Below are 11,845 nucleotides of genomic sequence, written 5' to 3'. Positions count from 1 at the left end.
TCGGAGAAGGACGTTGTCCGTCTGAGGTCCTGAGACACCGCGTCACACCGCACAGGTGTGTGCGTCGCGTGCGACCTCGGCGTCGAGCCGTCCTGACGGAGTCCGGCCCAGGGCATTTCTTCTGCCCCGTGGCGTCCCTCCCACACGGTGTCCGTGGTCCCGCGGTGTCCAGGTGCATGTCCGCTTCCCGTACCCACCGCATCCAGCACCCGCGAGGCGCCCATGTCAGCATCCCTCACCTGTTCGTCCCTGTCCTTCGCCTGGCCGGACGGGACCTCCGTCCTCTCCGGCCTCGACGCCGCCTTCGGCCCCGGCCGCACCGGGCTCGTCGGCGTCAACGGCTCGGGCAAGTCCACCCTGTTGAGACTGCTCGCCGGTGAGCTCACCCCGTCCGGCGGCACGGTCCGCGCGGTCGGCGAGGTCGGACACCTGCCGCAGAACGTCACGCTCGACACCGCGCTCCGCGTCGACGAGGCGCTCGGCATCGCCGCGCGGCGGGCCGCGCTGCACGCCATCGAGGCGGGCGACGCGTCCGAGGAGCACTTCGAGACCGTCGGCGACGACTGGGACGTGGAGGAACGCGCCCTGGCCGCCCTCGGCGAACTCGGGCTCGGCCACCTCGGGCTCGACCGCACCGTCGCGGAGGTGTCCGGCGGCGAGTCGGTCCTGCTGCGGCTGGCCGCGCTGCTGCTGCGCCGGCCCGAGGTGCTGCTCCTGGACGAGCCGACCAACAACCTCGACCTGTACGCGCGGAGACGGCTGTACGCGGCGGTCTCCGCCTGGCCGGGCGTGCTGGTCGTGGTCAGCCACGACCGCGGTCTGCTGGAGCTGGCCGACCGGATCGCCGATCTGCGCTCCGGGGAGATCACCTGGTACGGCGGCAGCTTCTCGGCGTACGAGCAGGCGCTGGCCGTCGAGCAGGAGGCCGCCGAGCGGATGGTCCGGGTCGCCGGGACCGATCTGCGCCGCCAGCGCCGTGAACTGGCCGACGCGCACGTGAAACTGGCCCGCCGCAAGCGCTACGGCCAGAAGATGTACGACACCAGACGCGAGCCCAGGGCGGTGATGAACCAGCGCAAGCGCTCCGCGCAGGAGTCGGCGGGCAAGCACCGCCTGATGCACGAGGAGAAGCTGGCCGAGGCCAGGGAGCGGCTCGACGAGGCGGTGGAGGCGGTGCGCGACGACGACGAGATCCGGATCGAGCTGCCGTACACGGCCGTACCGCCGGGCCGTGCCGTCCTCACCCTGCGGGACCTGGAGACGGCCCACGGCGCGTGTGCGCGCGGCGGCCTGGACCTGTACGGACCGGAACGGATCGCGCTGGTCGGGCGCAACGGCGCGGGCAAGACGACGCTGCTGCGCACGGTCGCCGGGGAGCTGGCGCCGGTGGCGGGCGAGGCGGTGGCGCACGTGCCGCTGCGGTTCCTGCCGCAGCGCCTCGACGTCCTCGACGATCGGCTGAGCGTCGCCGAGAACGTGGCCCGGTTCGCGCCGGACGCCACGGACAACCGGGTCCGGGCCCGGCTCGCCCGCTTCCTGTTCCGGGGCGCCCGCGCCGACCAGCCGGCCGCTACGCTGTCCGGCGGCGAGCGCTTCCGGGCGGCACTGGCCGCGCTGATGCTGGCCGAGCCCGCGCCGCAGCTCCTGCTGCTGGACGAACCGACGAACAATCTGGACCTGGCGAGCGTGCGCCGGCTGACCACCGCTCTGGAGTCCTACGAGGGCGCCCTGTTGGTGGCGAGCCACGATCTGCCGTTCCTGGAGTCGATCGGCATCACCCGGTGGCTGCTCCTGGAGGAGGGAAGACTGACGGAGACCACCCGGGAGGCGGTCGGGGATCCCACGTAGCGGCGGGCTCGCGGCGGTGTGACTTGCCTCTCTCCCGGCGGGGCGCACAGCGCCCTCGTCCGGGTGAACGGGTCGCCCGCCCGGCTCCGGGACCTGCGGGTCCCGGAGCCGTCCCGCGCCCGCCGCTTCTCCCGGCCGTGCGGTCTGATCAGTGATCTTTACGACGCCCTTAACCTACGGCTTCGTAACCTACGGTCTCGTAGCCTACGATCCCGTAGGTTGACGGATCCGGCACCGCTCGCCGGTTCCCGCGTACATCGAGCTGTCCCCCCGCACGTCGTCGTGCGCTCTGTTCCCGCATGTACCCGCCGGCCCCGCCCGCGCGCGTCCCCTTGGAGTTCTCTTGACGATCACTTCCTCGCACCTCGGCAGTTCGTCCGCCTGGACCGACGCGCGGCTGCTCTACGCGCTGGAAGAGGTGGTCGAGAAGGAACTCGACCGGCATCTGCGGGTCGCCAAGGACTGGATGCCGCACGAGTACGTCCCCTGGAGCGACGGCCGGAACTTCCCCGGGCTCTTCGAGGACGGCGAGGCGTGGGAGAAGGAGCAGTCGAAGGTCACCGAGATCGGCCGGATCGCCCTCGTCGTCAATCTGCTGACCGAGGACAACCTGCCCAGCTACCACCACGAGATCGCCACGCTCTTCGGCCGTGACGGCGCCTGGGGGACCTGGGTGCACCGCTGGACCGCGGAGGAGGGCAGGCACGGCATCGTGATGCGCGACTACCTGCTGGCCTCGCGCGCGGTCGACCCGGACCAGCTGGAGCGGTTCCGGATGTCGCACATGAGCGAGGGCTTCGAGTCCGACAACAGCCACTCGATGCTGCACTCGGTGGCCTATGTCGCCTTCCAGGAGCTGGCCACGCGGATCTCGCACCGCAACACCGGCCACCAGTCGGGCGACCCGGTCTGCGACCGCATGCTCGCGCGCATCGCGGCCGACGAGAACCTGCACATGATCTTCTACCGCAATCTGCTCAAGGCGGCCTTCGAGATCGCCCCCGACCTCACGATGCGGGCGGTGCGGGACGTCGTGGTCGGCTTCCGCATGCCGGGCCACGGCATTCCGGGCTTCGAGCGGGCGGCGGCCCAGATGGCCATCGGCGAGGTCTACAACCTGCGCATCCACCACGACGACGTGCTCCAGCCCGTGCTGCGCTATCTGAAGATCATGGAGATCGGCGGTCTCGGCCCTGAGGGGCTGCGCGCGCAGGAGGAGCTGGGCCTGTTCATGGGCGGCCTGAACACGGAGGCCACCAAGTTCGACGAGAAGCTGGCGGCGCGCAAGGCGCGGCTGGCGGCGCGGGCCGGCGGCTGACCCTACTGCGCCCTGCGGCGCAGGTTCTGCCGTTCCTTCTCGGACAGCCCGCCCCAGACGCCGAAGCGCTCGTCGTTGGCGAGCGCGTACTCCAGGCAGGCCGGGCGCATCTCGCACAGCGCGCAGATGCGCTTGGCCTCGCGCACGGAGCTGCCCGGTTCCGGGAAGAAGAACTCCGCCCCGGTCTGCGCGCACAGGGCCTGGGCCTGCCAGGCGGGGTCGGCCGGTGTGATCGTTTCGATGTGCATGGGCGAGATCGTGCCGGACGGCGAAAAACGTTCGATCAACGCGCGGTCAACGCCGGCGGCAGGGGCCTTCCGCCGCCCTCCGGTGCGTTCCGATGATGGCCTCCCGGACAGCCGCCGCGCACGGCGGCGCGCGGAGCGGCGGCGCTTCGGCGGCGGTCGTCCGGGGGCGGTGCGAGACTCGGTGGAGCGGACCACGCGTCCCTTCGAAGGAGGGCGACGATGCTCACCACCCGTTTCGCCGACGGCGCTCCGAACTGGACCGACGTCACCGTTCCCGATCCCGGCGCCGCCCGTTCCTTCTACGGCGGGCTCTTCGGCTGGGAGTTCCGGTCGGCCGGACCCGACGCCGGCGGCTACGGCTTCTTCCTGCTCGACGGCCGGATCACGGCCGGTGCGATGCCCGCCCCTGCGGACGGGGGCCCGTCCGCCTGGACCGTGTACTTCCGGTGTGCCGACGCGCGGGCGACCGCACAGGCCGCCGAGGAGGCACACGGCAGGGTGCTGGTCGCGCCGGTGGACGTGCTGGGCCAGGGGCACACGGCCCTCCTCGCCGACCGGGCCGGGGCGCCGTTCGGCCTCTGGCAGCCGGGGCGGCGCCAGGGACTCGACGCGGCCGGGGAGCCCGGCTCGCTGTGCTGGGTGGAGCTGTACACGCCCGACCTGGCGGCGGCCGCCGCCTTCTACCACCGGGTGCTCGGCCTGGAGACGTCGGCGGTCCCCCTCCCCGACGGCACCTACACCTGCGTCCACCCCGCCGACGGCGGCCAGGACGCCATGTTCGGCGGTGTCGTCCCGCTCGGCGACGATCCGGTGGCGGCCCGGACGGGGCCGTACTGGCTGCCGTACTTCGCCGTCGCGGACGCCGACACCACCGAGGCCCGTGCCGTGGAGCTGGGCGGCGGGATCCTCCTGCCGGTCACCGAGGTCCCGGACGTCGGCCGCGTCGCCCGGCTCACCGACCCGTCCGGCGCCCGCTTCGCGGTCCTCGAACCGGCACCGCGGCGGCAACCGGGGTAGCCGGGCGGTCCGGACGTGCGGTGGGCGGCTTCGGAGTCAGGGTGCCGAAGGAAAGGCGGGCCGCTCACCGCGATGCTTCGTATGCCTCGCGGACGGCTGCGGGAACGCGCCCGCGATCGTTGACGAGGTAGCCGTTCGCGCGCGCCCAAAGGCGTATCGCCTCGGCCTGCGGACCGCCATCAGGCATACGGCGCCCTGCCGTACCTGCTGCGTCGCCCCCTTCCAGCCGGTCGGCCACGGCCTGGAAGAAGGCGGCCAACGAGGCGTGTTCGGCGTCGCGGGGGAAAGCACCTTCGGTCCAGGAACCGACCTTCCCTGTGCGTATGTCCAGGAATCTCCCGTAGAAGCCGTCGCTCTCCGCGGAGACCGGCACCCACTCCCGGCGCCAGGACGGGCGGTCGGGGTCCGCGGACGGCTCCCTCTCCGCCATGGCCACTTTGTGGAGGTGGACACGCTCGATGTCCGTGAGGCCGAGGAGCAGTCCGCCGCTGGGAAGGACTCCCCCGCATCCCAGCGCCACCAGAGGCGATCGGGAATCGGGCCGCCTGCCGGCATCGAGGTCGTTCGCCAGCAGCCACTGCCGCATCTCCGTCGGGAGCACCAGACCCATGCGCGTCTCGGTGGCCCTGACGGCCGTCGCGCTTCCCGGGCCGCCGAGGGCGGCGAAGACAGCCGGAGCGTGCTGCTCCAGCCATCCGGTCACCCGGCCCCACGCCTGTCGTACGTCTCCGACGTCGTGCGTCGGCATGCCGCTCATGGGTGAACCGTACGCGGAGCCACTGACATCGAGCTCGACGGCGGCGGCCGGCCGGAGCCGGGGCGGTGCGCCCGGAAAGGGAGACGGGTACGGGTGCAGGTGCGGGTACGGCCGGGGTGCGCTACGCGGACGCCCGGCGGATCAGTTCGGTCGGCAGGACGAGGCTGCGTCCGGCGTCCCCGGCGGGACCGGCGGGACCGGCGGGCCTGGCAGGTCCGGTGGGGCCGGTGGGCCTGGCAGGTCCGGCGGGGCCGGGCGGGGCGGTGTCGCGGCCCCGCAGCAGCAGGCGGGCCATCAGGCGGCCCATCCCCTCGATGTCCTGGCGGACCGTCGTCAGGGGCGGATCGGTCTGTTCGGCCAGCGGCAGCATGTCGTCGAAGCCGACGACGGCGACGTCCTCGGGCACCCGCAGCCCGCGGGCGCGCAGCACGCGCAGCGCGCCCGAGGCGGTGAGGTCGTTCGCGGCGAAGACCGCGTCGAGATCGGGCACCCGGTCCAGGAGTTCACCGAGGGCGCGCTCGCCCCCGGCGGGCGTGAAGTCGCTCTCCGCGATCAGCCGGGGATCGCCGCCGTCCATGACGTCCCGGTAGCCTTCGAGCCGGTCCGCCGCCGAGGTCTGGTCCAGCGGCCCGCAGATGTGGGCGATCCGCCGCCGGCCGAGCCCGGCCAGGTGCCGTACGGCCGTCCGGGCGCCTCCCCGGTTGTCGCTGTCGACGTAGGCCGCCTCCCGCATGCCGTCGCTCCAGCCGGGCCGCCCGCCGAACACGGTCGGCACCCCGGCGCGCTGGATCAGCGCGGGCAGCGGATCGTCGAGGTGGAGGGAGAAGACCAGCGCCCCGTCGACATGGCCGCCCGCCAGATAGCGCCCGACCCGGGCGTGGTCCTCGCGGCCCTCGGTGAGCAGCAGCACGAGCTGGATGTCGTGGGCCGTCAGCTCCTTGCTGATGCCGCGCAGTTGGCGGGCGAAGAAGGGGTCGGCGAAGACCCGGGTCTCCGGTTCGGCGATGACGACGGCGACGGCGTCGTGCCGCTTGGTCACCAGGCTGCGGGCGGCCTGGTTGGGCACATAGCCGAGTTCGTCCACGGCCCGGCGGACCCGTGCGGCGAGGGGTTCGCGCACGCCGTCCCCGCCGTTGACCACCCGGGACACGGTGGCCCGGGACACCCCCGCCCGCGCGGCCACCGCCTCCAGTGTGGGACGCGGCGCGGTCTCGCTCACTTCGGGACTCCTCACGGGCGGCTGCGGATCAGGATAGCCCGGTGATCCGCCCGTGGTGAGAGCGCTTTCCCGGCCGGTGCCGGGCCGCCGGAGGCCGCCCTCAGCCGAGGAGGTCGACATGCCGTCCGACACCCAGTTCCCCGGCGCGCCGGTACGCGGTCCAGGCGACCGCCAGGTCCTGCCAGGGCAGGCCGACCGGCGCGTAGACGGTACGGGCCGAGGCGTCGGGTCGGCCGGGACGCGTGCCGTCCAGTACCTCGCCGAGCGTGGCGTCGGCGGCCGAGGCGGGCAGCCCCGCCGCGGCCAGCACGCCCATGGCGGCGGCCAGTTCGCGGTCGTCGACCACGAGCACGGCGGCGCGCAGCAGGTCCGCCGCCAGTTCCCGCTTGCCCGGCTCGTCGCTGCCCAGGCTGGTGAGGTGGGTGCCCTCCCGGACGTCGGCGAGGCCCAGCAGCGGCTGCCGGGACCAGGTGGCCAGGACGACGGTCTCCGCGCGGGCGGCGACCTCGGCGGCGGAGTCCAGTACCCGGCCGCCGTGCCGGGCGGCGAACTCGGCCGCACGGCCGGGGTCCAGATCGTGGATGACCAGGTCCCGGCGGGGGCGCAGGGTGTCCAGGGCGCGCACGGTCGCCTCGGCCTGGGCGCCCGCGCCCACCACGCCGAGGACCGTGTCGTCCCCGGCCGCGGCCAGCAGGTGGGTGCCCAGGGCGGCGGCCGTGCCGGTGCGCCGGGCGGTGACGGTGGCGGAGTCCAGCAGGGCGAGCAGTTCGCCGTCCCGGCCGCTGTGCAGGCAGATCACCCCGCGCAGGGCGGGGCGCGCGCCGGGGAACTTGGCGTTGACCTTGACGGTGTAGGCGTCGATGCCCGGCAGCAGGCCGGGGATCAGGGCGGTGGCCGTGCCGGGGAAGGGCAGGTCGGTGCGGATCCGCTGTCCGGGGACCGTGGTGTGCGGGGCGCGGCGGAAGCCCTCGCGCAGGGCGTCTACGCAGTCGGCGGGGTCCAGGACGGCTTCGAGGTCGCGGCGGGTCAGCAGTAGGGTCACCCGGTCATGATCCGCCGGTGCGGGCGCGGCGGGTCTCCCGGGTCCCGGTCCCGTCTCCCGTCTCCCGTCTCCCGTCGTACGCCGTGCTGCACTGCGGACGGTGCCCGCCTCCTGTCCCGGCCCGGCTCAGGAGGCGTTCCCGGTCTTGGCTCAGAGGGCGCTCCCGGCCTGGCTCAGAAGGTGCTCCCGGTCCGGCTCAGGAGGCGGCGGGGTTCTGCCCGGCGGCCCTGGCCCGGCTCGGCTGCACCCGCTTCGGCTCCCCCGGCATCTTCGGGTACTCGGGCGGATACGGCAGATCACCCAGCCCGTGGTCGCGTTCGTCGCGCGCGGCCAGATCGAGCAGGGCGTCCAGCGCGTAGGCGTGGTCGTCCATGTCGGCGTGCACGTCACCGGCCTCGGCGAAGCGGGCGGGCATCGTGGTGATGTCGAAGTCGCGCGGGCGGGCGGTGGGCACCTCCTCCCAGCGCAGCGGCGCGGAGACCGGGGCGTGCGGGCGCGGGCGTACGGAGTAGGCGGAGGCGATGGTGCGGTCGCGGGCGGTCTGGTTGTAGTCGATGAAGATGCGCGCGCCGCGCTCCTCCTTCCACCACTTGGTGGTGACCTGCTCCGGCATGCGGCGCTCCAGCTCCCGGCCCACGGCGATGGCGGCCCGCCGCACCTGGGTGAAGGTCCAGCGCGGCTCGATGGGCACGAAGACGTGCAGTCCGCGTCCGCCGGAGGTCTTGGGCCAGCCGCGCAGGCCGCCGAACTCGTCGAGGACGGCGCGCAGTTCAGCGGCGGCGCGGACGGCGTCGGTGTAGTCGGTGCCGGGCTGCGGGTCGAGGTCGATGCGCAGTTCGTCGGGGTGCTCGACGTCGTCGCGCCGGACCGGCCAGGGGTGGAAGGTGAGGGTGCCGTACTGGGCCGCCCAGACCACCGCCGCCTGCTCGGTGGGGCACATCTCGTCGGCGCTGCGTCCGCTGGGGAAGGTGATGTGGGCGGTCGGGATCCAGTCGGGCATGCCCCGGGGCGCGCGCTTCTGGTAGAACCACTCGCCGTCGATGCCGTCCGGGTAGCGCTCCAGGGTGGTGGGCCGTTCGCGCAGGGCACGCAGGATGCCGGGCGCGACCGCCTGGTAGTACCGGGCGACGTCCAGCTTGGTGTATCCGTGCTCCGGGAAGAACACCTTGTCCGGGCTGGACAGCCGTACGGTCCGGCCGGCCACGTCGAGTTCCACCGCTTCGCCCATGCGAGCCACGGTAGGCGTACCCCGCACACCTCGCACACCGGGCGAAAGGCGCGTACCGCGCGCACAATCGCAGCCATGGAGCTGCCCGTGATGCCGCCCGTGAAGCCCATGCTCGCCAAGCCGGTGGCGCGCATCCCGCCGGGGATGCACTACGAGGCGAAGTGGGACGGGTTCCGGGCGATCGTGTTCCGCGACGGGGCCGAGGTCGAGCTGGGCAGCCGGACGGGCAAGCCGCTGACCAGGTACTTCCCGGAGCTGGTCGCGGCGTTCCGGGAGCGGCTGCCCGAGCGGTGCGTGCTGGACGGGGAGATCGTGATCGCGCGTGAGGGGCGGCTCGACTTCGACGCGCTGACCGAGCGGATCCATCCGGCCGACTCGCGGGTGCGCGCGCTGGCGGAGCGGACCCCGGCCTCCTTCGTGGCGTTCGACCTGCTGGCGCTGGACGCCGAGACCCTGCTCGACGTAGCGCTGGCGGACCGGCGGGCGCTGCTGGAGCGGGCGCTCGCGGGGGCGGGGGCGCCGGTGCACGTGGCGCCGGCGACGACGGACATCGACGTGGCCCGGCAGTGGTTCGAGCAGTACGAGGGGGCCGGGCTCGACGGGGTGATCGCCAAGCCGCCGGGGCTGCCCTACCTCCAGGACCAGCGGGCCATGTTCAAGATCAAGCACGAGCGGACGGCGGACGTGGTGGTGGCCGGCTACCGCCTGCACAAGAGCGGCCCGGTCGTGGGCTCGCTGCTGCTCGGGCTCTACGACGGCCGGGGCGTCCTCCAGCACGTGGGAGTGGCGGCGGCGTTCCCGATGAAGCGGCGCGCCGAACTGATCGAGGAGCTGGCGCCGTTGCGCATGGACGATCCGGCCGGGCATCCGTGGGCCGCGTGGTCCGAGGAGGCGGCGCACGAGTCGGCCCGGCTGCCGGGCGCGCCGAGCCGCTGGTCTGGCCGCAAGGACCTGTCGTGGGTGCCGCTGCGGCCGGAGCGGGTGGCCGAGGTGGCGTACGACCACATGGAGAACGGGGCCCGGTTCCGGCACACGGCGCGCTTTCGCCGCTGGCGCCCGGACCGGGCCCCGGAGAGCTGCACGTACGCCCAGCTGGAGGAGCCCGTCCGCTACGACCTGGCGCGGATCCTCGGCCCCTGACGCGGCCGGCCTCCCGCTCCGCCAGGCCGGGGCGTCATGTCCGCCGGGTCAGGGCGTCATCAGGATCTTCACCGCGCCGTCCTGCTTGTGCTGGAACATCTCGTAGGCGTGCGCGGCCTCGGACAGCGGGACCCGGTGGGTGGCGAAGTCGTCGACGCCGAGCGGGTCCTCGTCGGTGAGGTAGGGCAGGATGTCGTCGGTCCAGTGGCGGACGTTGGCCTGGCCCATCCGGATCTGGAGCTGCTTGTCGAACATGGTGAGCAGCGGCAGCGGGTCGGCCTGGCCGCCGTAGACACCGGACAGGGAGATGGTGCCGCCGCGGCGCACCAGGTCGATGGCGGTGTACAGGGCGGTGAGCCGGTCGACGCTGAAGCGTTCGGAGAGCGGGCCGCTCAGGGCGCGCGGCATCATCGCGGCGGCCTGCTGCACGAACCGGGCCACATGGCTGCCGTGCGCCTCGGTGCCGACGGCGTCGATCACCGCGTCCGGGCCGCGCCCGTCGGTCTGGTCGTGCACCGCGGCGACCAGGTCCTTCTCGTGGTCGAAGTCGCGCAGGTCGTACGTCTCCACGCCGCGCCGCCGGGCCCGGTCCAGCCGTTCGGTGACCAGGTCGACGCCGAAGACCCGGCCGGCGCCGCGCGCCAGGGCGATCCGGCAGGCCATGTCGCCGATCGGACCGAGGCCGAGCACGGCGACGGTGCCGCCGCGCGGGACGTCGGCGTAGGCGACGGCCTGCCAGGCGGTGGGCAGCACGTCGGAGAGGTAGACGAAGCGGTCGTCGGACGGACCCTGCGGCACCTTGATCGGGCCGTACTGGGCCTGCGGGACGCGCAGGTACTCGGCCTGGGCGCCCGGGACGGCGCCGTAGAGCCGGGTGTAGCCGAACAGGGCGGCGCCCATGTGCTCGCTGGTGACCTGGGTGGTCTCGCACTGCGTCTGGAGACCCGCGGAGCACATGTGGCAGTGGCCGCAGGAGATCTGGAACGGTACGACGACCCGGTCACCGGGTCGGAGGCCGCTCACCTCGGAGCCGACCTCCTCGACGATGCCCATCGGTTCGTGGCCGAGGATGTCGCCGGGGGTCATGAACGGGGTCAGCACCTCGTACAGGTGCAGGTCGGAGCCGCACAGGCCGGTCGAGGTGATGCGGATGACCGCGTCGGTGGGTTCCTTGATCGTGGGGTCGGGGACGTCCTCCACCCGGACGTCGCGCTTGCCCTGCCAGGTCACTGCCTTCATCGTGTCGCGCTCCTTCCGCACGCCGGGCCCCTCGGCCGACGGCCGGGTACCCGGGCCCGGACGGGCCAACCGGTGCGTGAGGCGGGCCCGTCCGGGGCGGGCGGAGGCCGGTCCAGGTGGGCGCGGCCCCCGGTTCAGGCGCGGGCGGCGGGTTCCGCCGGGTTGCGCAGGCCCTCGGCGGCGTCCGCGACGCGCCGGATCAGGTCGAAGAACTGGGTCTGCTCGGCGGGGCTGAGCGGGCCCAGGAAGACCTGGTTCATCCGAGCCGTGCGCACGGTGAGCCTGCCGTGGGTGCGCTCGCCCTCCGCGGTCGGCCGGAGCAGGAAGCGGCGGCCGTCCCCGGGGTCGCGGACCTTGCCGAGCAGACCGCGGCGTTCGAGGCGGCTGACGACCTCGGCGATGGTGGAGCGGTCGAGCCCGACCCGCTCCCCCACGGTGCGCTGGTCGAGTCCGGGCTCGGCGACCAGCGCGTTGAGCACGGCGAACTGCGGTGAGGTGATCTCCTCGGAGACCATCGTGTTCCACAGCAGGTAGTGGGCCTGCTGGAGGCGCCGGGCCAGGTGCCCGGGGTGGGTCGTCAGGTCCACCGCGGCCATGAGCGCTCCTCGTTCTCGCAGGCGCACACTGCGCCCGTTCTGTAGGTGCACTGAACAATATCTCCGTTGGGCCGCCACCCGGTCCCGTGACACGCGGATGATGTGAACCACTGGTCAGAACCCTTGACGGCCTCCGGCGACGGTGGCAGCGTGAGGCTCGCTCGCGGAAATACTCAGTGCCCTGACTATCCAC

General features: G+C 73.4%; 10 protein-coding genes and 1 pseudogene. 4 read left to right on the top strand and 7 right to left on the bottom strand.

Features of this window, described 5'->3' with window-relative positions:
* Positions 1–222 precede the first annotated feature (222 nt).
* Entirely contained in the window at positions 223–1,848 is a 1,626-nt protein-coding gene (locus tag A8713_RS27180) for an ABC-F family ATP-binding cassette domain-containing protein (protein WP_064536303.1), read from the top strand.
* A 343-nt stretch (positions 1,849–2,191) separates the two neighbouring features.
* A complete protein-coding gene (locus tag A8713_RS27175) occupies positions 2,192–3,166 on the top strand; it encodes an acyl-ACP desaturase (RefSeq protein WP_064536301.1) in 975 nt (324 codons plus the stop codon).
* 2 nt (positions 3,167–3,168) lie between these two features.
* Here the strand turns inward: A8713_RS27175 and A8713_RS27170 are convergent, their stop codons facing one another.
* Positions 3,169–3,414 carry a WhiB family transcriptional regulator gene (locus A8713_RS27170; RefSeq protein WP_018568690.1) on the bottom strand — a complete coding sequence of 82 codons (246 nt, stop codon included), beginning with the start codon at positions 3,412–3,414 and terminating at the stop codon, positions 3,169–3,171.
* Between the two features lie 219 nt (positions 3,415–3,633).
* On the opposite strand from A8713_RS27170, the gene A8713_RS27165 reads away from it, so the two are divergent.
* Positions 3,634–4,431 (top strand): VOC family protein, encoded by a 798-nt coding sequence (locus tag A8713_RS27165; RefSeq protein WP_064536300.1) that lies wholly within the window; start codon positions 3,634–3,636, stop codon positions 4,429–4,431.
* A gap of 64 nt (positions 4,432–4,495) precedes the next feature.
* Here A8713_RS27165 and A8713_RS34990 read toward each other — a convergent pair.
* The 4 genes and pseudogenes from A8713_RS34990 to ligD all read right to left on the bottom strand — a co-directional run.
* Positions 4,496–4,660: pseudogene (locus A8713_RS34990) on the bottom strand (Lsr2 family DNA-binding protein); the annotation flags it as partial.
* Between the two features lie 649 nt (positions 4,661–5,309).
* Positions 5,310–6,407 carry a LacI family DNA-binding transcriptional regulator gene (locus tag A8713_RS27155; RefSeq protein ID WP_064536297.1) on the bottom strand — a complete coding sequence of 366 codons (1,098 nt, stop codon included), beginning with the start codon at positions 6,405–6,407 and terminating at the stop codon, positions 5,310–5,312.
* A 100-nt stretch (positions 6,408–6,507) separates the two neighbouring features.
* Positions 6,508–7,449: an ornithine cyclodeaminase family protein gene (locus A8713_RS27150; RefSeq protein ID WP_064536295.1), complete on the bottom strand. Its 942-nt coding sequence runs from the start codon at positions 7,447–7,449 to the stop codon at positions 6,508–6,510.
* A 196-nt stretch (positions 7,450–7,645) separates the two neighbouring features.
* A complete protein-coding gene (gene ligD, locus A8713_RS27145) occupies positions 7,646–8,677 on the bottom strand; it encodes a non-homologous end-joining DNA ligase (protein WP_064536293.1) in 1,032 nt (343 codons plus the stop codon).
* 75 nt (positions 8,678–8,752) lie between these two features.
* On the opposite strand from ligD, the gene A8713_RS27140 reads away from it, so the two are divergent.
* The gene (locus A8713_RS27140; RefSeq protein ID WP_064536291.1) at positions 8,753–9,817 is read left to right on the top strand and encodes an ATP-dependent DNA ligase; all 1,065 of its coding nucleotides are present in this window, start codon (positions 8,753–8,755) and stop codon (positions 9,815–9,817) included.
* 48 nt (positions 9,818–9,865) lie between these two features.
* On the opposite strand, the gene A8713_RS27135 is transcribed toward A8713_RS27140, so the two are convergent.
* Both A8713_RS27135 and A8713_RS27130 read right to left on the bottom strand, forming a co-directional pair.
* On the bottom strand, positions 9,866–11,056 hold the full coding sequence (locus A8713_RS27135) for a zinc-dependent alcohol dehydrogenase (RefSeq protein WP_064536289.1): 1,191 nt from the start codon (positions 11,054–11,056) through the stop codon (positions 9,866–9,868).
* A 134-nt stretch (positions 11,057–11,190) separates the two neighbouring features.
* Positions 11,191–11,652: a MarR family winged helix-turn-helix transcriptional regulator gene (locus A8713_RS27130; protein WP_064536287.1), complete on the bottom strand. Its 462-nt coding sequence runs from the start codon at positions 11,650–11,652 to the stop codon at positions 11,191–11,193.
* Positions 11,653–11,845 lie beyond the last annotated feature (193 nt).

Origin of the sequence: Streptomyces sp. SAT1 (genome assembly GCF_001654495.1) — a bacterium.
Classification (GTDB): Bacteria; Actinomycetota; Actinomycetes; order Streptomycetales; family Streptomycetaceae; genus Streptomyces; species Streptomyces andamanensis.
Note: the sequence above shows the minus strand (reverse complement) of the source record. Positions and strands in the feature narration are given on the sequence as shown.